The 23,144-nt window shown below is 72.0% G+C and carries 20 protein-coding genes; 6 read left to right on the top strand and 14 right to left on the bottom strand.

All coding sequences use genetic code 11. The annotated features are described in order from the left end of the window. The coding region (locus tag VFJ94_RS14225) for a hypothetical protein (protein ID WP_325004880.1) at nucleotides 1-181 on the top strand (181 nt) is incomplete at its 5' end. Between the two features lie 33 nt (nucleotides 182-214). Further along, nucleotides 215-739 carry a hypothetical protein gene (locus VFJ94_RS14220; protein WP_325004879.1) on the top strand — a complete coding sequence of 175 codons (525 nt, stop codon included), beginning with the start codon at nucleotides 215-217 and terminating at the stop codon, nucleotides 737-739. 109 nt (nucleotides 740-848) lie between these two features. Here VFJ94_RS14220 and VFJ94_RS14215 read toward each other — a convergent pair whose 3' ends face one another. Both VFJ94_RS14215 and VFJ94_RS14210 read right to left on the bottom strand, forming a co-directional pair. Next, the gene (locus VFJ94_RS14215) at nucleotides 849-1,655 is read right to left on the bottom strand and encodes a TIM barrel protein (protein WP_325004878.1); all 807 of its coding nucleotides are present in this window, start codon (nucleotides 1,653-1,655) and stop codon (nucleotides 849-851) included. Further along, the gene (locus VFJ94_RS14210; protein ID WP_325004877.1) at nucleotides 1,652-2,671 is read right to left on the bottom strand and encodes a Gfo/Idh/MocA family oxidoreductase; all 1,020 of its coding nucleotides are present in this window, start codon (nucleotides 2,669-2,671) and stop codon (nucleotides 1,652-1,654) included. Before VFJ94_RS14210 ends, VFJ94_RS14215 begins: the two co-directional genes overlap by 4 nt. Before the next feature lie 108 nt (nucleotides 2,672-2,779). Between VFJ94_RS14210 and VFJ94_RS14205 the strand changes: the two genes are divergently transcribed. Continuing rightward, nucleotides 2,780-3,790: a LacI family DNA-binding transcriptional regulator gene (locus VFJ94_RS14205; protein ID WP_325004876.1), complete on the top strand. Its 1,011-nt coding sequence runs from the start codon at nucleotides 2,780-2,782 to the stop codon at nucleotides 3,788-3,790. A 244-nt stretch (nucleotides 3,791-4,034) separates the two neighbouring features. On the opposite strand, the gene VFJ94_RS14200 is transcribed toward VFJ94_RS14205, so the two are convergent. The 11 genes from VFJ94_RS14200 to VFJ94_RS14150 all read right to left on the bottom strand — a co-directional run bounded on the left by VFJ94_RS14200 (nucleotide 4,035) and on the right by VFJ94_RS14150 (nucleotide 16,198). Beyond that, nucleotides 4,035-5,534, bottom strand: coding sequence for a CoA-acylating methylmalonate-semialdehyde dehydrogenase (locus tag VFJ94_RS14200; protein WP_325004875.1), 1,500 nt, complete (start codon nucleotides 5,532-5,534; stop codon nucleotides 4,035-4,037). A gap of 54 nt (nucleotides 5,535-5,588) precedes the next feature. After that, nucleotides 5,589-6,470 (bottom strand): sugar phosphate isomerase/epimerase, encoded by an 882-nt coding sequence (locus VFJ94_RS14195; protein ID WP_325004874.1) that lies wholly within the window; start codon nucleotides 6,468-6,470, stop codon nucleotides 5,589-5,591. Continuing rightward, nucleotides 6,467-7,507 (bottom strand): Gfo/Idh/MocA family oxidoreductase, encoded by a 1,041-nt coding sequence (locus tag VFJ94_RS14190; RefSeq protein WP_325004873.1) that lies wholly within the window; start codon nucleotides 7,505-7,507, stop codon nucleotides 6,467-6,469. Before VFJ94_RS14190 ends, VFJ94_RS14195 begins: the two co-directional genes overlap by 4 nt. 7 nt (nucleotides 7,508-7,514) lie before the next feature. After that, nucleotides 7,515-8,426: an ATP-binding cassette domain-containing protein gene (locus VFJ94_RS14185; RefSeq protein ID WP_325004872.1), complete on the bottom strand. Its 912-nt coding sequence runs from the start codon at nucleotides 8,424-8,426 to the stop codon at nucleotides 7,515-7,517. Beyond that, complete coding sequence (locus VFJ94_RS14180; protein ID WP_325004871.1) at nucleotides 8,423-9,475, bottom strand: ABC transporter permease; 1,053 nt, start codon at nucleotides 9,473-9,475, stop codon at nucleotides 8,423-8,425. Before VFJ94_RS14180 ends, VFJ94_RS14185 begins: the two co-directional genes overlap by 4 nt. Before the next feature lie 6 nt (nucleotides 9,476-9,481). Next, entirely contained in the window at nucleotides 9,482-10,480 is a 999-nt protein-coding gene (locus VFJ94_RS14175) for a substrate-binding domain-containing protein (RefSeq protein ID WP_325004870.1), read from the bottom strand. Nucleotides 10,481-10,554: 74 nt separating this feature from the next. Beyond that, nucleotides 10,555-12,495 (bottom strand): 3D-(3,5/4)-trihydroxycyclohexane-1,2-dione acylhydrolase (decyclizing), encoded by a 1,941-nt coding sequence (iolD, locus tag VFJ94_RS14170; RefSeq protein ID WP_325004869.1) that lies wholly within the window; start codon nucleotides 12,493-12,495, stop codon nucleotides 10,555-10,557. Next, nucleotides 12,492-13,409: a 5-deoxy-glucuronate isomerase gene (iolB, locus tag VFJ94_RS14165; RefSeq protein WP_325004868.1), complete on the bottom strand. Its 918-nt coding sequence runs from the start codon at nucleotides 13,407-13,409 to the stop codon at nucleotides 12,492-12,494. Before iolB ends, iolD begins: the two co-directional genes overlap by 4 nt. Beyond that, complete coding sequence (locus VFJ94_RS14160) at nucleotides 13,406-14,302, bottom strand: Cgl0159 family (beta/alpha)8-fold protein (protein ID WP_325004867.1); 897 nt, start codon at nucleotides 14,300-14,302, stop codon at nucleotides 13,406-13,408. The genes iolB and VFJ94_RS14160 overlap by 4 nt, the downstream gene beginning before the upstream one ends. Continuing rightward, nucleotides 14,299-15,288 carry a 5-dehydro-2-deoxygluconokinase gene (iolC, locus tag VFJ94_RS14155; RefSeq protein WP_325004866.1) on the bottom strand — a complete coding sequence of 330 codons (990 nt, stop codon included), beginning with the start codon at nucleotides 15,286-15,288 and terminating at the stop codon, nucleotides 14,299-14,301. The genes VFJ94_RS14160 and iolC overlap by 4 nt, the downstream gene beginning before the upstream one ends. A 1-nt stretch (nucleotide 15,289) precedes the next feature. Further along, entirely contained in the window at nucleotides 15,290-16,198 is a 909-nt protein-coding gene (locus VFJ94_RS14150; protein ID WP_325004865.1) for a TIM barrel protein, read from the bottom strand. 153 nt (nucleotides 16,199-16,351) lie between these two features. Here VFJ94_RS14150 and VFJ94_RS14145 point away from each other — a divergent pair, with 153 nt between their 5' ends. The 3 genes from VFJ94_RS14145 to VFJ94_RS14135 all read left to right on the top strand — a co-directional run bounded on the left by VFJ94_RS14145 (nucleotide 16,352) and on the right by VFJ94_RS14135 (nucleotide 22,096). Then, nucleotides 16,352-17,092, top strand: coding sequence for a GntR family transcriptional regulator (locus VFJ94_RS14145; RefSeq protein ID WP_325004864.1), 741 nt, complete (start codon nucleotides 16,352-16,354; stop codon nucleotides 17,090-17,092). Nucleotides 17,093-17,260: 168 nt separating this feature from the next. Then, nucleotides 17,261-20,974, top strand: a complete 3,714-nt coding sequence (locus tag VFJ94_RS14140) for a S8 family serine peptidase (protein WP_325004863.1) — start codon at nucleotides 17,261-17,263, stop codon at nucleotides 20,972-20,974. A gap of 123 nt (nucleotides 20,975-21,097) precedes the next feature. Further along, nucleotides 21,098-22,096 (top strand): aldo/keto reductase, encoded by a 999-nt coding sequence (locus VFJ94_RS14135; protein WP_325004862.1) that lies wholly within the window; start codon nucleotides 21,098-21,100, stop codon nucleotides 22,094-22,096. Between the two features lie 22 nt (nucleotides 22,097-22,118). On the opposite strand, the gene selD is transcribed toward VFJ94_RS14135, so the two are convergent. Continuing rightward, nucleotides 22,119-23,132 carry a selenide, water dikinase SelD gene (gene selD / locus VFJ94_RS14130; RefSeq protein WP_325004861.1) on the bottom strand — a complete coding sequence of 338 codons (1,014 nt, stop codon included), beginning with the start codon at nucleotides 23,130-23,132 and terminating at the stop codon, nucleotides 22,119-22,121. Nucleotides 23,133-23,144: the final 12 nt, after the last annotated feature.

Below are 23,144 nucleotides of genomic sequence, written 5' to 3'. Positions count from 1 at the left end.
CACGCTGAGATTCGACCCGGTCGAGGCGGGCACCCGCATGCGATGGTCCGGACACGTGCGGCCGAAGGGTGCGCTCCGACTGCTGGGACCGCTGATCACGTGGATGGGTGTCCGCCAAGAGCACCGGATCTGGTCGAGCCTGAAGAGGCACCTCGAGGGCGCGCCGGTCGCTGGGGCGTAGTGGGAGATGGGGCCAGGTCCGTGGGCTGGAGGCGTGGCTGCGATCCTGGCCGCGGCGATGCTCCTCGCCGGCATCGCGGGCCTGGTCACCCGCAGTCCCCGTGGACGTCCCTGGTTGACCGTCCTCTTCGGCATCAACGCCGGGTACGGCGAAGTCTCTCCCGACACGTTGCGGACGGTCCAACCAGTCGACGTCCTGCTGCTGGTCCTTGCCGGGGTGACCTACAGCGGGTTCTGGCCGGGACCCGGTGCCGGCCACTTGGCGTGGATCGTCTTGGCAATCGCCCAGCCTGTGCTCGGCATCGCGATCCTGCTGGTCACCCGGCTGTGGGGTCGGTCAGGCCTGATGGGCGGCGCCCTCGTCCTGTCGTTCCTCATGCTGATCGACGACACCTGGACCGCTGCCGGCTGGCTGGGAGTGACCGCGAGCGTGCTCCTGCTGGTGGGCGACTTCGCCACAACCGGGGCCCCCCGCCGCCCGCTGGCGTGGGTCCTCGCGGCCGGCTACGCAGCGCTGACCCTCTGGTTTGGATGGATCGGGGGGATCCTGCTCACGTAATCGAGCTCGTGCCTGCCGCCACCATCGACGCGTGAACCCGAGCTGTGGTGCGCCCGTCAGGGCTTCGTCGGTCGGTCGTCGAGGCGACTGCTTCGTGCCTGATGCTCGACTAGACCGGAGGCAGATGCGGTCCCGCGACGCTGAACGCCTCGCGGAACCGGTGGAGCGCCGCCTCACTGTCGCCGGACGCGAACGCCTCGAGGCCGACGGTGCCGCGGTAGCCCATGTCCGCCAGCGCCCGCGCCACCGAGGGGTAGCTGATCTCGCCCGTCCCCGGCTCGCACCGTCCCGGCACGTCGGCGACCTGGACCTCGCCGATCGCCGGGCCGCACCTGCGGACGAGCTCGATGAGGTTCCCCTCGCCGATCTGGGCGTGGTAGAGGTCGAGCATGAGCCGCAGGTGCGGGCTGTCCACCGCCTCGACCAAGGCCAACGTGTCCTCGGCCCTCGCGAAGGGCACCCCGGGGTGGTCGACCGAGGTGTTGAGGTTCTCGAGGACGAACATCACGCCCTCGCGCTCCCCCAGCGCCGCGATCCGCTCCAGGGTCCGCGCGGCCGCAACCCACTGTGCGCCAGTCGGATCGGGGAGTGCCTTGACGGGCAGGCCCCGCCCGTCGAGCCCCGTGCCGTGCAGGTTGAGCCGAGGGATGCCCAGCTTCCTCGCGACGGGGATCGACTGCTCAGCCGTCCTCAGGAGCTCGTCGGAGCCGTCTCGGTCGACGAGGTCGCCGGTGACGTAGCCCGTCATCGAGGAGAACCTCGCTCCCGTCGCGACGAGGGCGTCGATGTCGTGCCGCGTCCAGTCCCAGATCTCGACGTCGAAGCCGAGCGCGTCGATCCGCCGCACGCGCTCGTCGATCGGCAGGTCGGTGAAGACCATCTCCGCACACACCGCGAGCGTGAACGGCGAGCTCATCGCAGCACCCCTGCCTCCGCGACCGGCGCGGGCCGGTGCGTCTGGACCGACTCGATGCAGGCGAGCGCGACGGCCAGCGCCCGCCGCGCGTCGGCCCCGGTCACCGACGGAGCGCGCCCTTCGCGGACCGCGGCGGTGAACTCGACGAACTCGGCGGCATACGCCTGCCCGAGCAGCTCGACGTCGCCACGCGCCGTGTCGTGCGAGAGCCCACCCGAGGTGTAGAGGCGCATGCTGCTGCGAGCGCCGTCACCGGCGGTGACCATGCCGCGCGAGCCGAACACCTCGCCGCGCACGTCGTAGCCGTATGCCGCCGAGAAGCTGGCCTCCGCGACGGCTCGGGCGCCGTTGTCGAAGGTGATGACGACGACGGCGGTGTCGAGCAGGCCCTGCTCCTTGAACTCGGGCGCGACGAGCGCATCTGCCGTCGCGTAGACCTCGACCGGCTCGGCCCCGGGGTTGAGCCACAGCAGCGTGTCGAAGTCGTGGATGAGCGTCTGGAGGAAGATCGTCCACGGCGGGACGGCGCCGGGGTTCGCCAGACCCGGGTCGCGGGTCAGCGACCGCATGAGCTGCACGGTGCCGACCGCGCCGGACGTCACGGCGTCGTGGGCGGCGCGGAAGCCGGGGTCGAAGCGGCGGTTGAAGCCGACCTGGAGGATGACGCCCGCCTCCTCGGCGGCGGCCAGGGCCCGGTCGGCGTCGCCGAGGGTGAGCGACATCGGCTTCTCGCAGAAGACCGCCTTGCCGGCCCGGGCTGCGGCGACGACGAGGTCGGCGTGGGCGTCGGACGAGGCCGCGATGACGACGCCCTGGACCGCCGGGTCGTCGATGAGGGCGAGCCCGTCGCTGAAGGCACGCGCGCCGTGCCGGTGTGCCAGCGCCTCGGCCGCTGCGGGCCGGGGGTCGGCGACGGCCACGAGGCGGGCACTGGGGACGTCCTGCGCGATGACGCGCGCGTGGGAGGTGCCGATGCGACCGGCGCCGATGAGGCCAAGCGAGACGGGCTCGTCCATGTGATAGTCCTTTCCGGGAAACTAGAGCGCTCTAGTATCCGCACATCGACGGGCCAGGGTCAAGGCCGGGGCGTCCAAAACATGGAGCGCTCTAGCTATGCTCTGTCCATGGCTCGTCCAGTGACGATGGAAGACGTGGCGGCGCGCGCCGGCGTGTCGCGCGCCCTGGTCTCGATCGTCTTTCGTGGGGCCCCTGGGGCTGCGGAGGCGACGCGAGAGCGGGTCATGGCGGCCGCGCGTGAGCTCGACTACCAGCCCGACACACGCGCGAGCCGGCTCGGCCGGTCGCGGACGCGCACCCGAACGATCGGGGTCGTCTTCGGGGTGGGCCACGACTTCCACGGCGACGTCATCGACAGCATCTACGCGGCAGCGGGACCGGCCGACTACTCAGTGGTCCTCAGCGGCGTGACCCGTCGGCGCTCGGAGGAGGCGGCCATCAGGGCGCTCCTGGCCGAGCGCTGCGAGGCGCTGCTGCTCCTGGGCAGCCAGCTGCCTGCGCTGGAGATGGGGCGTCTCGCCACGTCCGCTCCGGTCGTCAGCCTGCTCCGGCCCGTGCGCGCACCGGCGGTGGGCGTGGTCCGCAGCGACGACGCGGACGGCCTCGGGCAGGCGGTCCGTCACCTCGCCGGCCTCGGCCACGTGCGGATCGCCCACCTCTACGGCGGCAGGGTCGCCGGGGCCGCAGAGCGTCGTCGCGGCTTCCGGGCGGCGATGTCGAGGCTGGGACCCGCCGCGCAGCCGGTCGAGCTGCCCGGCGGCCTGACCGAGCGGGACGGCGCGGCCGCGGCCGAGGCATTCCTCGCGCTGCCACCGGGTCGCCCGACGGCGGTTGCGGCCTTCAACGACCGCTCCGCCCTGGGCTTCGTCGACGTGGTCCGGCGCGCCGGAGTCCGGGTGCCGGAGCAGGTGTCGGTCGTCGGGTTCGACGACATCGAGCAGGCGGCCTACGACCACGTCTCGCTGACGACCATCCACCAGGACGTCGAGGCGCTGGGCCGGGCGGCGGTCGAGCACGTCTGCGCCCGGCTCGACGGCGTGTGCGACCCCGTCAGGGAGACGGTCATCACCCCGACGCTCGTCGTGCGCGGCTCCACGGCGAAGGCGCCTTGCGGGTAGGGACTTGCCCCGGCGCCTGGACGGTCTTGCGTCACTCGACCCGCACACTCGAGTGGCCACTTGCGTGCACTCCCCGCCGTACCGAAGTGGCCACTCGACGGGGGCTTGAGGGACAGCAGGCACCTGGGACGGCGGCCGCGCGCCCCCTTCACTCGCCGGCTGTGGGGTCATGGGCACTCCGTCGGCCGGGCAGGGCGCAGGCCCGGCGGTCAGGAAGCCAGGCCGGGCCTGCGCGGTCGGGTGCTCAGGTGTTCTGCGGGAAGCCGAGGTTGATGCCGCCGTGGCTGGGGTCGAGCCAGCGGGAGGTGACGACCTTGCCCCGGGTGAAGAAGCTCACGCCCTCCATGCCGTGGGCGTGCGCGTCGCCGAAGAGCGAGTTCTTCCACCCGCCGAACGAGTAGTAGGACACCGGCACCGGGATGGGCACGTTGACGCCGACCATCCCGACCTCGACGCTGTGCTGGAAGCGCCGCGCCGCGCCGCCGTCGTTGGTGAAGATCGCCGTGCCGTTGCCGTAGGGGTTGGAGTTGATGAGCTCGAGCCCCTCGTCATACGACCTGACCCGCAGGACCGAGAGCACCGGCCCGAAGATCTCGTCGCGGTAGATCGACATGTCGCGGCCCACGCGGTCGAAGAGCGTGGGGCCGAGGAAGAAGCCGCCGTCACCGCCGTCGAAGTCGTCGTCGCGGCCGTCGACGACGAGCGTCGCCCCCTCGGAGACGCCCGCCTCGACGTACGACGCGACCTTGTCGCGGTGCGCCTTGGTCACGAGGGGCCCCATGTCGCAGCCCTTCGACCCGTCACCGGTGCGCAGCTTGCCCATCCGGTCCTTGATCTTCTCGATGAGCTCGTCCGCGATGGGCTCGACCGCCACGAGCGCCGAGATGGCCATGCACCGCTCCCCCGCCGACCCGAAGCCGGCGTTGACAGCGGCGTCGGCAGCGAGGTCGAGGTCGGCGTCGGGGAGCACCAGCATGTGGTTCTTGGCGCCGCCCAGCGCCTGGACCCGCTTGCCGTGCGTGGTGCCCGTCTCGTAGACGTACTGCGCGATCGGGGTCGACCCGACGAAGGAGACCGCCTTGACGTCCGGGTGGGTCAGCAGCGCGTCCACCGACTCCTTGTCACCGTTGACGACGCTCATGATGCCGTCCGGCAGCCCGGCCTCCTTCCACAGCGCCGCGATGGCGATGGCCGCCGACGGGTCCTTCTCCGACGGCTTGAGCACGACCGCGTTGCCGCAGGCGATGGCGATAGGGATGAACCACATCGGCACCATGGCGGGGAAGTTGAACGGGGAGATGACCGCCACGACGCCGAGCGACTGCCGCATCGAGTAGACGTCGACGTTCGTCGACGCGTTCTCGCTGAATCCCCCGCGCAGCAGATGCGGTATGCCGCAGGCGAACTCGGCCACCTCGAGGCCTCGGGTCACCTCGCCCAGCGCGTCGGAGAGCACCTTGCCGTGTTCCGCGGTGATGAGGGCGGCGATCTCCTCCTTGCGCGCGTCGAGGAGCTGGCGGAAGGCGAACAGCACCTGGGTGCGACGGGCGAGCGACGTGTCGGCCCAGCCGGGCCAGGCCGCCTTGGCCGTGGCGACGACCTCACCGACGAGCTCGGTCGAGGCGAGGTCGAGGACTCCCGTCTGCTCGCCGGTGGCGGGGTTGAAGACCGGGGAGGTCCGCTCGGCGGTGCCGGTCCACGACTGGCCGCCGATGAGGTGAGTGATGCGGGTGGGCGTGCTCATGGGGAGTTCCTTTGCCTTGCAAGTGAATTGAGAGGTATGCCGTCGAGCTGGCTGTCAGGGGGACTCGAAGGTGGGCGACGTCGACCACTTGTCGAGGTAGGAGCGGATGGTGTCGCGCATGAAGGTGCTCGACTCGCGAGCGCGCTCCTCCCAGGCGAAGACGCAGGTCGTGACGATGCCGTCGAAGCCGATGCGCTCGAGCCCGGAGAAGAACTCGTCGAAGTCCACCTCGCCCTGGCCGATGTCGAGGTGCTGGTGCACGGTGACCTGCGACCCCGGTGGGTTGACGATGTAGCGCAGGCCGGAGGAGCCCCGGTGGTCGAAGGAGTCGGCGACGTGGACCATCGTCAGCAGGTCGCCTGCCTTGTCCATGATCCCCGCGCAGTCGTCGCCCTGGTGGAACGTGTGCGGCGCACAGTAGAGGAACGACACGTCGGACGAGTTGATGCCGCGGATGAGGTCGACGGCGCGCTTGCCGTCCTCCTCCCAGTCGTCGGGGTGCGGCTCGAGGACGAGCCGGATGCCCTCCCTCTCGAAGAGCGGAAGGAGCTCGTCCATCGAGCGCCAGAACTGACGCTCGCACACCGCCGCCTCACGGGGGTTGCCGTTGAACTCGGAGTTCATCGTGTCGACGCCGAGATCCGAGGCGATCTGGATGGCCCGCCTCCAGTAGCGGACGGCCGCCTGGCGGTCCTCCTCGTCGGGGCCCGACCACCGGTAGAGGGGCAGCACCGACGCCACCCCGACCCCGGCCGACCGCAGCGCCTTCTTGAACTGGCCCACCGTGGCGTCGTCGACGCGGGGGTGGTTGAAGAACGGCGTGAAGTCCTCGCGGGGCGACAGCTCGATCCACTCGTAGCCGAGCTCGGCGACGAGGGCGGGGAGCTCGAGCAGCGGCGTCTCGCGGAACATGTAGGGGTCGAGCGCCAGCTTCATCGACGTGCTCCGTCCAGGAGGGCGGTGCGCTCGGCGAGCTGCACCTTCACCGGCTGACCGGTCGCGAGGGACTCCATCCCGGCCGTGCACACCGCTGTGGCGGCATACCCGTCCCACGTGCTCGGGCCCACCACCTCCCCGCGTCGGGAGGCGTCCACCCAGGCCTGCACCTCGAGGTCGTAGGCGCGCGCGAAGCGGGCCCGGAAGTCCGGGGGCACCTGGCCGCCCCAGTAACCGCCGTGATCGTCCGCGACGGTGCTGTAGAGGCCCGTGCTGTTGCGGCCTGCGACAACGGTGCCGCGCTCGGCCACCGCCTCACAGCGGACCTCGTAGCCGACCTGGCAGTTGACGAAGACCTCGGTGGTCGCCATCCCGCCGCCGGCCATCCGGAAGAGCGCGACCTGCGGGTCGAGGACGCCCTCGGCGGCCACGCCCGTCGGGGCCGGTGCGAGCACCGTGATCTCGGTGATCTCCTCCCCGAAGAGGAAGCGGGCGACGTCCACCTCGTGCACGAGCGAGTCCCGCACGATCATCTCGGAGCGGAACGACTCCGGCACCGCCTTGTTGCGGTGCGTGTTGTGCAGGAGGAGGGTCCGCCCGAGCTGCCCGCTGTCGAGCATCGCCTTCATCGCGGCATACTCCGGGTCGAACCGGCGCATGAAACCGACCTGCACGAGCGGCGGTCCGGCGGCGGCCTCGGCCTCGACGATCCGCAGCGAGGACTCGGCGTCCATCGTGAGCGGCTTCTCGCAGAGGGCGTAGGTGCGGTGCTCGATGCACGCGAGCACCTGCTCCTCGTGGACGAATCCCGGTGAGGCGATGACGACGGCGTCCACCCCGTCGTCCGCGATGAGCTCCAGCGGGTCGCCGACGCTGCGCACGCCGTCATACCGGCTCGCGAGCTCTGCCGCCCGGGCGGTGTCGGGGTCCGACACCGCCACGAGCCGCGCGCCGGCCGTGCGGGTGACCAGCCGCTCGGCGTGGTCCGCGCCCATCATGCCGACGCCGATGACGCCGACCCGAAGTTCCGAGGCCATGGGGCTGCTACTCCTTGTCGCTGCTGGTGACGTGGTCGGCATGGGGCTTGCCCGGGCCGGCGAGCTCGGCCTCGGGGTGCTCGGGGTCGACGACCTTGGCAGGGTCGATCCCGCGGAGCTCGTGGCTCAGCTCGGCCAGCTCGTTGCCCCCGGCCATCTCGGCCGTCAGCTGGTCCAGCGTCAGCTCGTCGCGGTGTGCGTCGAGGACGACGCGGCCCAGCTTGAGGATGACGAAGTGGTTGCCGACGAGGAAGGCGTGGTGCGGGTTGTGGGTGATGAAGACGACCCCGAGGCCCGCGTCTCGGGCCTTGACGACGTACTTGAGCACGACCCCGGACTGCTTGACGCCGAGGGCCGCGGTGGGCTCGTCGAGGATGATGACCTTCGCGCCGAAGTAGATGGCCCGGGCGATGGCGATGCACTGGCGTTGCCCGCCGGAGAGGCTCCCGACGGGACGCTCGAGGTCGGGGATGACGATGCCCATCTTCGTCAGCTCCTCCCCGCAGATGCGCTTCATCGTGTCGATGTCGAGGCTGCGCAGCAGTCCCCGGCGCAGCTCGTTGCCCAGGAAGAAGTTGCGCCAGACCGACATCAGGGGCGCGAGCGCGAGGTCCTGGTAGACGGTGGCGATGCCCGACGCCTGGGCGACCCGTGGGGAGCCGAAGTTGCGCTGTATGCCGTTGAGGCGCATGACGCCTTCGGTGTAGTCGTGCAGCCCCGCCATGATCTTGATCAGCGTCGACTTGCCGGCCCCGTTGTCGCCGAGCACGCAGGTGACCTCCCCCTGGCGGACCTTGAGCGAGACACCGCGCAGGGCGTTGACGTTGCCGTAGCTCTTACCGACGTCCTCCATCTCGAGGATGGGGGTGTCGGGGTGGTCGGGCCTGTCGACCGAGCGGTCGAGCGTCGTGGTGCTCATCGGGCGTCTGCCTTCCGCTTGACGTAGGAGTTGACGATCGTGGCGAGCAGGAGCATCACGCCGAGGAACGTCTTGAACCAGTCGGGGTTCCACCCGGCATACGTGATGCCGAGCTGGGTCATGCCGAAGATCAGCGCGCCGACCGACGCCCCGACGACGGAGCCGTAGCCGCCGGTGAGGAGGCAGCCGCCGATGACCGCGGCGATGATGAAGATGAACTCCTTGCCGACGCCCTCGCCCGACTGGATGCTGTCGTACTGGAACAGCAGGTGCATGCCGGAGAACCAGGCGCAGAAGCCCACCGCCATGAAGAGGCCGATGCGCACGCCCTTGACCGGCACGCCGACGGCCCGGGCGGCCTTGTCGTCGCCGCCCACGGCGAAGATCCAGTTGCCGATGCGCGTGCGCAGCAGGAGGTAGGTCGCCACGAGGGTGAAGATCAGCCAGTAGAGGATCGGGATCTTGAGGTTGATCGAGCCGACGGTGAACTCGGACGCGAAGACCGCCTTGGCCGTCGAGTAGCCGTCCATGTCGTCGAGCGGCGTGGAGGCGACGGTCCCGGACACGAGTCGGGTGACACCGAGGTTCGCCCCGGACAGGGCGAAGAAGGTGCCCAGCGTGACGAGGAAGCTCGGTAGTCCTGTCTTGTTCAGGAGCCACCCGTTGAAGGCGCCGATGCCGAGCGAGACGACCAGGGCGAACAGCACGCCGACCCAGACGTTGAGCCCGAAGTTCCACGACAGCAGCGCGGCCGACAGCCCGGACGTGGTGACCGCGACCCCGGCGGAGAGGTCGAACTCGCCGCCGATCATGAGCAGGGCGACGGGGACCGCCATCATCCCGATCGTCGCCGAGTTGTAGAGGATCGTGCCGACGGCCCCGGCCCCCCGGAAGCTCGGGGCGACGGCGACGAAGAGCACGGCGATGACGACCGCGCCGATGAGGGAGCCGACCTCGGGACGGCTCAGCAGGGTCGCGGCGAGCGACCGGTGAGCAACCCGGTCATCCCGCCCCGTCTCCTGCTTCGGCGCCGTGACTGTGGTGCTCATGTCAGCTCACCGCGTCCCACGCTTGGCGTACTCGTTGACCTTGTCGACGTTGGTCTTGTCGACGAACGACGGACCGGTGAGGACGATGTCCCCGCCGCCGAGGATGTTGCCGTTGGTCTTGTAGAACCACAGCGAGTCGATGGCCATGTAGCCCTGCATGTAGGGCTGCTGGTCGACGGCCCACTGGACGTCGCCGGCGGCGAGGGCCGCCACGAGCTGGGCGTTCGTGTCGAAGGTCGCCAGCTTGGCGGACGAGCCGGACTCCTTGATGGACTTGACGGCGGTCAGCGCGAACGGCGCGCCGAGCGTGACGACGCGGTCGATCGACTTGTCGGCGAGCTTGCCGGTGATCTTCGTCTGCACGTCGGGCATGTTCGTGCCCTCGACGTAGAGCTTCTCGACGGTGCCGCCGGTCATCCCCTTGGCCATCCCGTCGCAGCGGGCCTCCAGCTGGGACTGGCCCTGCTCCTGCTCCACGCACAGCACCTTCTTGGCGCCCTCGTCGGCGAGCCGCTTGCCGGCGGCCTCGCCGGCGACGCTCTCGTCCTGGCCGTAGTACATCAGCGCGCCGAGGCTCTTCCAGTCCTTGGCGCCGGCGTTGAACATGACCACGGGAATGCCCGCGGCGGTGGCCTTGGCGAGGACGTCCTTGACCGCGCCGGTGTTGGGGATGGAGACCGCGATGCCGTCCGGCTTCTTGTCGATGGCGGCCTGGATGAGCTTGGACTGCTCCGACGGGTTGCTGCTCGCGGAGTACTCGTAGGTGACGTTGTCCTTGCCCGCCGCCGCGTCGGCGCCCTTGCGGATGATGTCGAAGAAGGTGTCACCCTGCGGCGCGTGCGTGATCATGGCGAACTTCATCGCGGGGGTGCTGGCCTTGCCGGCGTTGCCGGCGCCGGCGTCGGCGGTGGTCGTCTTGCCGCCCGAGGAGGAGCAGGCGGTGAGCGCGAGCACGGCCGTGGCGCCGACGGTGACGAGAGCTGCACGGGAGGTGGTGCGGATCATTGCGGGTCCTGCCTTTCGGTCCGTCTCACCCTTGAGACGGGATGGATGTGCCGGGTCGCGGGATGCGCACCGGGTCAGGGAATCTGGTTTGCGGGAGCGACCAGCGGTCGCTGGGCGGCCTTGCGGGAGACGTACTCGGCGTATGCCGTCCGCGTGGAGTCGAGCTCGGACACGGCGCTGACGGGGACGTCCCACCAGCCGTGGCCGTCGGGCGCGTAGACCGTCGGGTCCGTCTCGACGTGGATGACGACGGGACCGCCGTCGGCGGGCGCCGCCTTCGCCTCCTTGATCGCCTGCTCCAGCTCGTGCCGGGAGTGCACCTCGATGACGTGTGCCCCGAGGCTGCGTGCGTTGGCGGCGAGGTCGACGGGCAGCCGCTCCCCCTCGAGCCTTCCGGTCGAGGCGTCACGGAAGCGGTACTTCGTGCCGAAGCGCTGGGAGCCGAGCGACTCCGAGAGGGAGCCGATGGAGTGGAAGCCGTGGTTCTGGACCAGCACGACGATGACCTTGAGCCGCTCCTGGACCGCCGTCACGAGCTCCGTTGGCATCATGAGGTATCCGCCGTCGCCCACCATGGCGAAGACGTCGCGGTCAGGGTGGGCGAGCCGGATGCCGAGCGAGGCGGGGACTTCGTAGCCCATGCACGAGAAGCCGTACTCGACGTGGTAGGCCTTGCGGTCGCGCACCCGCCACAGCTTGTGCAGGTCGCCGGGCATCGACCCGGCGGCGCACAGGACGACGTCGCGGGGGTCGCTCAGCTCGTTGACGGCGCCGAGGACCTCGCCCTGCGTGAGCAGGCCGTCCGCCAGCGCGCCGGTGACCTCGGCGGACGGGTGGTAGGCCGCCTCGACGTGCGCGTCCCACTCGGCCCAGAGCGCGGCCTGCCGCTCCCGGTAGGCGGGCTCGACGGCATACCCGGTCAGGGCGTCGGTGAGGGCGGTGAGTGCCTCGCGGGCGTCGGCCACCACGGGCAGCCCGGCGTGCTTGCCGGCGTCGAAGCGGGCGACGTTGATGTTGACGAAGCGCACGCCCTCGGCCTGGAAGGCGGTCCGCGACGCCGTCGTGAAGTCGCTCCACCGCGTGCCCACGCCGATGACGACGTCGGCCTGCGCCGCAAGGGCGTTGGCGGCCGACGTCCCGGTCGAGCCGATGGCGCCCATCTGCTGCGAGTGCCCGTGGGGCAGCGAGCCCTTGCCCGCCTGGCTCTCCCCGACCGGTATGCCGGTCCGCTCGCAGAGCACGCGCAGCGCCTCCTCGGCGCCGGAGTAGTGCACGCCTCCCCCGGCCACGATCATCGGGCGCGTCGCGGAGCGGATGAGCGCGGCCGCGTCGTCGACGTCGACCTGCTCCGGCACCGGGCGGGCGACCCGCCACACCCGGTCGGCGAAGAGCTCGACCGGCCAGTCGAAGGCCTCCGCCTGCACGTCCTGCGGCAGGGCGATCGTGACCGCCCCGGTCTCCACCGGGTCGGTGAGGACGCGCATGGCGCCGAGCAGCGCCGAGGCGAGCTGCTCCGGCCGGTCGACCCGGTCGAAGAAGCGCGAGAGCGGGCGGAAGGCGTCGTTGACCGTGACGTCGGCGGCATAGGGCTGCTCGAGCTCCTGGAGCACCGGGGCGGACACGCGGGTCGCGAAGGTGCCCGAGGGCAGGAGCAGGACGGGGATCCGGTTGACCGTCGCGAGGGCGGCCCCGGTGAGCATGTTCGTCGAGCCGGGGCCGACGGAGGCGGTGCACGCCCACGTCTGCAGGCGGTCCTTCTGCCGGGCGTACGCGACGGACGTGTGCACCATGGCCTGCTCGTTGCGGGCGAGGACGTAGGGCAGCCGCTCCGTGGCGTCGGCCTCGAGCTCGTTCTGCAGCAGCGCCTGCCCGATCCCGGCCACGTTGCCGTGGCCGAAGATGCCGAAGCACCCGGCGAAGAGCTTCTGCCGCTGGCCGTCCCGCTCGCTCCACTGGTGGGCGAGGAAGCGGATCACGGCCTGGGCGACGGTCAGTCGCATGGTCTGGTGGGTCATCGATGGCCTCCGAGCGGAAGTCGTGGGTCGAGGTGCTGGGCGGCCCAGGTCCCGCGCACCCAGGCATGGGCGGGGTCGTCGCAGATGAGCCAGGCGCGCTCGCGGCCGGGCCCGGCCATGACGTTGAGGTAGTAGAGGTCGTAGCCCGGGGCGGCCATGGCGGGCCCGTGCCACCCGTGCGGCACGAGGACGACGTCACCGGTGCGGACCTCGGCGAGCACGTCGATGGGACGCCCCTTGGTGCCGTAGACCCGCTGGTACCCAACGGGATCCGTGCCGCTGCCCTCAGGAGCGCCCGCCTCGGGGGCCAGCTCGAAGTAGTAGATCTCCTCGAGCTGGGTCTCGAGCCCGGGGCGCTCCTCGTCGTGCTTGTGCGGGGGCCACGAGCTCCAGTTGCCGGCGGGGGTGATGACCTCGCAGGCGATGAGCGAGTCGGCGTCGAGGACGCCCGGGGTGCCGAAGTTGCGCACCTCGCGGCTCGACTGGCCCGCACCGCGGAGCTCGACCGGCACCTCGTCGGCGCCGACGTGCCGGAAGGACAGCGCGCGCTCCGACGTCGTCCGGGCCCACACCAGCGCGACCCGAGCGGCGCCCCGGCCGGACAGCGACAGCTCGGCCCCCCGGGGCACGTAGGCGACGTCCGTGGGCCCGGCGAAGACCGAGGGCCGGCCGGCCAGCTCGGCCTCGTGCTTCTCGCCTGATGTGTCGACGCACGTGACGCCGACCGCACCGGACAGCGGGACGACGACCACCTCCCCGTCCCCGGTCTCCAGCGACCGCGTCTCCCCGTCGGCCAGCCACCCGGCATACAGGCCCGTGTGCTCCCAGCCCTCGTCGTCGGGGCTGATCGCCACGTCCCAGCCGTCCCCTCCGGCCGTCCCGAGCGGCCGGACCCACCGCGCGTTGTCGGTCACGAGGCGTTCCCGTGCACGAGCCCGGCGGCCACGTCGACGGCGGAGGCGACGTCGCCGTCCGGCGGGTAGAGCAGCGCCCGGCCGACGACGAGCCCCCGCACGGGCGGCAGTCGCAGCGCCCGGCCCCAGGCGGCATACGTGTCGTCGGGGTGACCCTGCGGGTCGCCACCGAGCAGCAGCGTCGGCAGGGTCGTCGCGTCCATGACCCGCTCGAGCTCGTCGACGACGGGCAGCTTGAGCCAGGTGTGGGCGCTCGACGCGCCGAGCCCGGCCGCGATGTGGATCGACTTGATGGTCGAGTCGGGGTCGAGCAGGTTCAGGACCCGGCCGTCGTTCCACACCGACAGGAAGGGCTCGACCATGGCCATCACCCCGAGCCGGGCGAGCTCGGTGACGGCGTGGGCGCTGGCCTCCAGCGTCGACGCGGTGCCCGGGTCGTCGAGGCAGATGCGGGTGAGCATCTTGCCGCCGTCGAGCCCGCACTCGGCGATGTCACGGGCGCCGTATGCCGTGAACCGGTCGTCGAGCTCGAAGGTGGCGCCCTGCAGCCCACCGCGGTTCATCGACCCGATCACCACCTTGCCCTCGAGCACGCCGAGGAGCAGGAGGTCGTCGAGGATGTCCGGCGTGCCGAGGACGCCGTCGACGCCGGGTCGGGAGACCGCCACCGCGAGACGCTCGAGCAGGTCGCTGCGGCTGGCCATGGCGGTCGCGCCGCCGCGCACCCCGAGCGCTCCCCGGGCGGGGTGGTCGGCCGCGACGATGAGCAGGCGCCCGTCCGCGCCGACGAGGTCGCGGCGGCGGCGGGAGCGCCAGCTCTCGGCGATCCGCTGCGGCTCGCGCACCCGGATGTCCGTGAGCCCGGCAACGGACACGGTCAGGTCGGTGGTCATCGCGCCTCCTCGGCGGCCGGCACGGCGACGCGGTGGGCGAGCCGCTGCTCGACCTCTGCCGTCGTGGGCATGGCGGTGGAGCACTCGAGCTTGGCGGCGACGAGCGCCCCCGCGACGTTGGCGAACTCGAGCACGCGGCGCAGGTCCCAGCCGCTCAGCAGGCCGTGACAGAGGGCCCCGCCGAAGGCGTCCCCGGCGCCCAGGCCGTTGACGACCTCCACCGGGAAGGGCGGCACCTCGACGCGCTCGTCGCGCGTCGCGGCGAGCACCCCCTTGGGGCCCTGCTTGACGACGGCGATCTCGACGCCGCGCTCGAGGAGGGCATCCGCGGCCCGCTGCGGGTCGCTCTCCCCCACGGCCACCTCGCACTCCTCCCGGTTGCCGACGGCGACGGTGACCTGCTCGAGGGCCCGCTCCACCTGGGCGCTCGCGTCGGCCCGGTCGGCCCAGAACATCGGCCGGTAGTCGAGGTCGAGCACGGTGTGCTGCCGACGCTCGCGGGCCCGCCAGGCGGCGAAGTGCGCGGTGCGGCTCGGCTCCTGGGACAGCCCGGTCACCGTGGCCCAGAAGATGCCGGCCTCGCGGATCGCCTCGAGGGGCAGCTCCTCGGCCTCGATGAGCAGGTCCGGCGCCGTGGGGTAGCGGTAGAAGTAGAGCGGGAAGTCGTCGGGCGGGTAGACCTCGCAGAAGGTCACCGGGGTCGGCGGGCCGTCGACGGCGGAGACGAACCGGTCGTCGACCCCGAAGTCGCGCAGCGCCAGGTGGATGTAGCGTCCGAAGGAGTCGCCCCCGGTGCGGGTGATGAGGGCCACGCGACGGCCGTGCCGGGCCGCGGCGACGGCCACGTTGGTGGCGCTGCCGCCGAGGAACTTCTGGAAGGTGTCGACGTGCTCGAGCCCGACGCCGTGCTGGAGCGGGTAGATGTCGACGCCCGTGCGTCCGATGGCGACGACGTCGTATGCCGTGTCGGTCGAGGTGGGTGCCACGTCAGATCCCCACACCGGAGCGCTGGGCGGCGAGGCCGAGGAGGTGGTAGAGGCTCGTGCGGACGTCCTCGACGGGACCACCGCCTCCGGGGTCTCCCGCGAGGACGGTGTCCTGCTCGAGGACGTACCAGCCGGCATACCCCTCGTCCTCGAGGGTGGTGACGATGGCGTCGACGTCGACGTCGCCCTCGCCGAGGGCGACGTACATGCCCGCCCGCACGCCCTCGGTGTAGGTCAGCTCACCGGAGCGGACGCGGTCGGCGACGTCGCGGCGGACGTCCTTGAGGTGCACGTGCGCGATGCGGTGCGGGTGGCTGCGGGCGACCGCCACGGGGTCCCCCCCACCGATCAGCAGGTGCCCGGTGTCGAGGCAGAGCCCGATGCCGCTGCCGGCGAGGACCCGGTCGGCGTCGGCACCGCTCTCGACCATGGTCCCCACGTGGGGGTGCAGGGTGGCCACGAGGCCGGCCTCGGCAGCCGCGGCGGCGATGCGGTCGAGGTTGCGCAGCAAGGTGTCCCAGCCCGCGTCGTCGAGGACGGGGCGCTCGTCGTAGCCCTCCTGCCCGGTCGCCGCTGCGAGCACGAGGGTCGAGGCGCCGGCGGCGACGAGGGCGTCCATGGTCGAGCGGAGCTCGGGCAGCGGGTCGTGGCCGCCGTCGTGGAGCACCACCGGCACGAACTGGCCGACGGCCCGCAGCTCATAGGCCGCGAGCGTCCTGACGAGCTCCTCCGGCCGGGACGGGAGGAAGCCCTCGGGGCCGAACTCCGTCGCGGCCAGGCCGAGGTCGCCCATCTGGCGCAGCACGGTGGCCGCGTCGTACTGCCAGCCCCAGCCGGGCACCTCGGACACCCCCCAGGAAATGGGGGCACCGGCAACGCGTTCCTCAAGCGGCGGGATGGTGATCCTCACGGCGGCTCCGTCTCGTCGGGTCGCACGGGCCCTGACGGCCCCGCGGTGGACAACTGCAGACCAGCCTGACGGCGACCGGCCGTCCTGTCAACCATTTGTTCTTACATTCGGACGTCCTATCCATCTGACACCCGGCCCGATACCCTGCTACGCATGGCGAAGCAGCTGGACGTGCGCATCGACCGGGACTCGCCGATCCCGCTCTACCACCAGCTCGCCGAGCAGCTGAGCGCCGCCATCAGCGACGGCGCCCTCCAGCCCGGGGACGCGTTCGAGAACGAGATCGCCCTGGCCGACCGGATCGGGCTGTCCCGCCCCACCGTCCGACGGGCCATCCACGAGCTGGTCAGCCAGGGGCTGCTCCTGCGCCGTCGGGGTCTTGGCACCACCGTCGCGCGGCGGCAGATCCACCGCCGCGCCGAGCTGACAAGCCTCTTCGACGACCTGACGCGAGAGCACGGGACCGCCCCCCGCACGACGGTCCTCTCCCACGAGGTCGTCTGCGACGAGGCTGCGGCGTCCGCGCTCGCGCTCGCGCCGGACACTCCCCTGCTGTCCGTCGTCCGGCTGCGGCATGCCGGGGAGCTGCCCCTCGCCGTCATGCACAACTGGCTGCCGCCCCAGCTCGGCGACATCACCGCGGACGAGCTCGTCGACCACGGCCTCTACGAGCTCCTGCGCGAACGCGGTGTCCGTCCGGTCGTCGCGCACCAGACCATCGGCGCGCGCATGCCGACCGCGACCGAGCGCAGGCTGCTCGGCCTGCGCTCGACGCAGCCGGTCCTCACGATGACCCGCAGCGCCTTCGACGCGGTCGGCAACCCCGTGGAGTACGGCGACCACTGCTACCGGGCCCAGGACTACAAGATCGAGGTCATGATCGACGAGCGGTGACATCCGGCGACTCGCCGGACCGTCAAGTTATCCGTTTTCGCCAGTTCTCCCTCCGCCGGGGGCTAGGTTCGCAGACGGCGCGGCAACCAGTGGAGGCGCGGGTCCTCCACGACCTCGGAAGGCACGGGGCCGGGGCCATGGTCGGGACGCCGCCCGAGGAGGATTTCAGTGTCGAATCGCAACTCAGGGCCACGCCGAGGGCGTGGCCTCGTCGCGGCAGTCGGCGTCGGGGCCATCTCCGCGCTCGTCGCCGCCACCGTGGGGGCCGCGCCGGTGTCGGCCAGTCCCACCGCGGCCACGCAGCAGCCCGGCCGGCAGCAGGTCCCGGACGGCGTGCACGGCGCCGGTTCCGTCGGGCTCGGCACCGTCCGCTCCGGCTCGGGCAAGGTGGACTCCGCCCTCGCCGCCGCGAAGGGCCGGGTCGACGTCATGATCGAGCTCGACGTGGCGCCGGCGTCCCAGGCCTTCGGCCTGGCTCGGGCGCGTGGTGCCTCCGCCGCGGCGGCGGCCGCCCGCAGCCAGACCGCCGCGGTCAAGCGCGCGCAGGCGAGCGTCGAGGCGCGCTTCGCTGCGCCCGCCACCGCGGCGCAGACGCTCTACCGCGCACACGCGGCCTACGCGGGAGTGGCCGTGCGCACCGACGCCGCCCGCCTCGCCGCCCTGGCCGCACTCCCGGGAGTCCGGGCGGTGCACCGCCTCATCCCCAAGAAGACGTCCAACAGCTCGTCGGTGCCGCTCATCGGCGCGCCCAAGGCCTGGAAGGCCCGTGGGCAGACCGGTCAGAACGTCCGCGTCGGCATCATCGACACCGGCATCGACTACACGCACGCGGACTTCGGCGGCCCCGGGACCGCTGCCGCCTTCGCCGCCGCCAAGGCCTCCCCCACCTTCACCCGGACCCCGAAGGTCGTCGGCGGATACGACTTCGCCGGCGACGCCTACGACGCCGACATCGGTGCGCTGCCGGACCCCGACCCGAACCCGCTCGACTGCAACGGCCACGGATCGCACGTCGCCGGCACCGCCGCGGGCTTCGGAGTGACGAGCACGGGCGCCACCTACCGCGGTGGCTACGCCGTCGACATCGACCCGGCGAGCCTGCGCATCGGTCCCGGCGTGGCCCCGAACGCCCTTCTCTACGCCCTCAAGGTCTTCGGCTGCGAAGGGTCGACGAACGTGGTGACCCAGGCGCTGGACTGGGCGGCCGACCCCAACGGCGACGGTGACGTCTCCGACCACCTCGACGTGGTCAACATGTCGCTCGGGTCGAGCTTCGGATCGCCCCAGGACCCGGACGCGACCGCCTCCAACAACCTGGCCGCCCTCGGCACCGTCGTCGTCGCCTCCATCGGCAACTCCGGAGACGTCTACGAGGTCGGCGGCTCCCCGGGCAACGCGACCCGCGCGCTGGCCGTCGCGGCGTCCGACGACGGCAACGACGTCCTCGACGGGCTCAAGGTCGACACGCCGCCCGGCATCGAGCCGGCCGACACCATCGACGGCAAGCGGGACAACGTCTTCGCCGCGATGAAGTCCGTCGCCTACGACTGGGCCACCAAGCCCGGGGTCACCAACACCCCGGTCGTCGAGGTCGGGGACTGGTCCAAGGCGCCGTCGGACACCAACAACATCGACGGCTGCTCCACCTACTCGGTCGCCGACGCGGCCAAGGTCAAGGGCAAGATCGTCCTGCAGATGTGGCTCGACGGCGAGGGACGCCGATGCGGCTCGGCCACCCGCACCGCGCGGGCCCGCGAGGCGGGCGCGGTCGGGGCCATCCTCGGCAGCGACGTCAACTCCTTCTCGGCCGGCATCACGGGCGACACCGATCTCCCCGCGATGCTCACGATCAACCAGGCCACGAAGGCGATCCGGGGCAAGCTGGAGGCCGCCACCCCCGTCGAGGTGCGCGCCACCCTGACCAACGCGCTGCGCAACTCGGTGCAGCTGCGCAACCGGGCTGCGGTGGACCAGCTCGCGGGGTTCTCCTCGCGCGGTGTCGGCGTGGCCGGGGGCGTCAAGCCGGACGTCGCAGCTCCCGGGGTGACCACCTTCTCGGTCGCGGTCGGCACCGGCAACGAAGGCACCTCCTTGAGCGGCACCTCCATGGCCTCCCCGCACGTGGCCGGTGAGGCCGCGCTCGTGCGCGGCGCCCACTCGGGCTGGACCGTCGAGGAGGTCAAGGCGGCGATCATGAACACCGCCACCCAGGACGTCTTCCTCGGCCCCAACCACACCGGCGCCGTCTACGGTCCTGAGCGGGTCGGCTCGGGCCGGGTCGTCGCGGACCAGGCGGTGGCGACGACGTCGCTCGCGTATGTCCAGGAAGACGCGGGCGCCGTCAGCGTGTCCTTCGGTCCGGTCGCGGTGACGGAGGAGACGACGACCCTGACCAAGACCGTGGCCGTGGTCAACAAGCGCCCGGTCGGATCGGCGTCCTACACGATCGCCTACCAGCCGGCGCACCCGACGCCGGGCGTGACGTACTCGTTCAGCCCCAACGAGCTCACCCTGCCTCCGGGCGGGAAGGCCAACGTCAAGGTGACCGCCACCATCACGCGGTCCGCGCTGCGCGCCGTCGCCGACCCGACGACCTCGACCGACCCGCTCCGCATCGGGATCAAGCGGAGCCTGCGCACCGACGCCAGCGGCCGGATGGTGCTGACCCCGGTGGGCGACACCCCCGGTGGGGCGCTGCGGGTGCCGGTGTGGTCCGCGCCGCGGCCGGCCTCGAAGCTCGCCGCCCCGGCGTCCGCCACCGTGACCGGCACGGGCCCCGTGAAGACCGGCAGCCTGCGGCTCGCGGGCGTCGGCGTCGCCCAGGGCACGGGGACGGTCCGGTACGAGTCGAGGGTCTCGGCCTTCCAGCTGCAGGGCACGAGCCCGGCGTTGCCGGCCTGCTCCCCGACTAAGGTCACCGGGTGCGTCGCCACGAGCGACAACCGGTCCGCGGACCTGCGCTACGTCGGTGCCGCCTCGGACGCGCCGACGGTGGACGCCCTCGGCGCCGCCACGCTGTCCTTCGGGATCGTGGCGCACGGGCCGTGGCGCACCCCGGCCTTCAACAGCGAGTTCGACGTGTCCCTCGACACCAACGGTGACGGCACGGCCGACGCGGTCGTCTACAACACCCGCGTGGTGACGACGGGCTTCTTCGACTACTTCCTGTCCGAGCTCGTCGACCTGCGGCCCGGCCGCGTGGGGACCGTGCTCGACGACCAGCTCATCAACGGCGTGGACGGGTCGGTCGACACCGACCTGTTCAACAGCGACGCGATGGCGCTTCCCGTCTCGGTGGGCGTCCTCCAGCGGGAGGGCCTCATCACGGACGGCAAGGCCAAGGTGCGCTACTGGGTCACGTCGTTCGGCAGCGGCGGGCAGGTGGACGCCCTCGGCTCCCCCACGGCGCCCATGACGATCACGGTCGGTTCGCCGGCCCTGACGGCATACGGCCCCTGGGGCACGCTGCTCAACCCGAGCGGCTCGGGGACGACCCTGACCGTGCGGCGCGACGACGCGTCGTATGTCAGCGACAAGCCCGCGGGGCTGCTGCTCCTGCACCACCTCAACACCAACGGGCTGCGGGGCCAGGTCGTCACCGTCAGGGCGACGTCGACGACGACGCTCAGCACGACCGCGTTCAGCTTCCCCTTCGGTGGTCGGCCGATCCTCACGGCCACGGTGTCCCCGTCCATCGCGACGGGCACGGTGAGCTTCAAGGACAACGGCACCGTCCTCGGCACGGCGCCGGTCTCCGGGGGCAAGGCCGTGCTGCGGGTCGGCCCGCAGCCGCGTGGGTCGCACACCATGACGGCCGTCTACAACGGCGACGGCATCACCCTGCCGAGCACCTCGCCCGAGCTGCTCATCAGGGTCCGCTGACCGAGGCGACCCCCTGCAGTGCCGGGGCCCGGGCCGACACGGCCCGGGCCCCGGCGTGTTCCCCGGCGGAGCGGACCGTGAGGCAGACTGTGGGGTCGGCGCGGTCGTTGGAGAGGTGGTCGTATGGAGGAACGCACGCTGGGTCGGGCGGGCCGTCAGGTCTCGGTCGTCGGGCTCGGGACGTGGCAGCTGGGCGCCGACTGGGGCGGGGTGTCGGAGGAGGACGCGCTCGCCGTCCTCGGCGCCTCCGTGGAGGAGGGCGTGACGTTCCTCGACACGGCGGACGTCTACGGCGACGGCCGCAGCGAGCGGCTCATCGGACGCTTCCTCCGCGAGCGCGGTGGCGCCGACGGTCTCGTCGTGGCCACGAAGATGGGTCGCCGCGCGCCGCAGGTGCCGGAGAGCTACGTCCTGCCCAACTTCCGCTCCTGGACGGACCGGTCCCGGCGCAACCTCGGCGTCGACCGGCTCGACCTCGTGCAGCTGCACTGCCCGCCCACCGCGGTGTATGCCGACGACGCCGTCTTCGACGCGCTCGACACGCTCGTCGCGGACGGCGCCATCGCCGGCTACGGCGTGAGCGTCGAGACCGTCGAGGAGGCCCTCGCGGCCATCCGCCGACCCGGCGTCGCCACCGTGCAGATCATCCTCAACGCCTTCCGGCTCAAGCCCTTCGACACGGTCCTGCCCGCGGCCGCGGCCGCCGGGGTCGGCATCATCGCCCGGGTGCCGCTGGCGTCCGGGCTCCTGTCGGGCAGGTACGACGCGAGCACGACCTTCGCACCCGACGACCACCGCAGCTACAACCGGGACGGCAGCGCCTTCGACGTCGGCGAGACCTTCTCCGGAGTCGACTTCGCGACCGGCGTCGCGGCTGCCCGGGAGTTCGCCGAGCTCGTCGAGGCGCAGGCGCCGACGGGCACGACGGTGGCCCAGGCGGCGATCGCCTGGATCTGGCAGCACCCCGAGGTCTCGACGGTCATCCCGGGCGCCCGCAACGTCGAGCAGGCGCGCTCGAACGCCGCGGCCGGCCGCGTCCCGGCTCTGCCCGACGGCTTCGACGCGCACGTGCGCCGGATCTACGACGAGCGCTTCCGGGCCGCCGTCCACCCGCGCTGGTGACCCTGCCGGTGGCGCTGGTGGCTCAGCGGACGAGCACGACCGCCTCACCGCGGGGGACGAACTCGCCGATGACCACGCCCGCCGGGATCTCACCCGCGACGAGCAGCCCCCCGCTCGTCTGGGCGTCGGCGAGAAGGAGCAGCTCGTCCTCGCCGGCGGCAGCGTCGAGGTGGGGCCTGACCCAGTCGAGGTTGCGCCGGCTGCCGCCGGGGACGTAGCCCTCGGCGAGGGACTCGCGCGCTCCCGCCAGGTAGGGCACCGCGGCCGCCTCGACGACGACGCTGACGCCGGAGGCGCGCGCTACCTTGTAGAGGTGGCCCAGCAGGCCGAAGCCCGTGACGTCCGTGGCCGCCTCGATGCCCGCGTCGAGAGCCTGCGCCGCCGCGTCGCGGTTGAGCGTCACCATCGTGGCGACGGCCTCGGGGAACACCTCACCCGTCGCCTTGTGCCGGTTGGCGAGCACCCCCAGGCCGAGCGGCTTGGTCAGCGACAGCGCCTGACCGGCCCGCGCGGCGTCGTTGCGCAGCAGCCGCCGGGCGTCGGCCACGCCGGTCACCGCCATGCCGTACTTCGGCTCCGGGTCGTCGATGCTGTGACCGCCGGCGACGGGGCAGCCTGCCTCGCGGGCGACGTCGAGTCCACCGCGCAGCACCTCGCGGACGAGGTCGGCCGGCAGGACGTCCCGAGGCCAACCGAGCAGGTTGACGGCGACGATCGGCCGGCCACCCATGGCGTAGATGTCCGAGAGCGCGTTCGCGGCCGCGATGCGGCCCCAGTCGTACGGGTCGTCGACGACCGGGGTGAAGAAGTCGGCCGTCGCGAGGACGACGGTGTCGCCCTCAAGCCGGACCGCGGCCGCGTCGTCACCGTCGTCGAGGCCCACGACGAGCTCGGGCGACGGGACCCCGACGAGGCCCCGGACCACGTCCTCGAGCTCGCCCGGCGGGATCTTGCACGCGCAGCCGCCGCCGTGGGCGAACTGGGTGAGCCGGTAGCTCGTCGTCGGGCTCGTCGAGACGGTGGTGGGCGCGGTCATGCCGACACTGTA

The sequence above is a fragment of the Intrasporangium sp. genome (assembly GCF_035688975.1).
Taxonomy (GTDB): Bacteria; Actinomycetota; Actinomycetes; order Actinomycetales; family Dermatophilaceae; genus CALMNV01.
The sequence above is the reverse complement of the archived record's forward strand: the minus strand, read 5'-3'. Positions and strand labels throughout refer to the sequence as shown.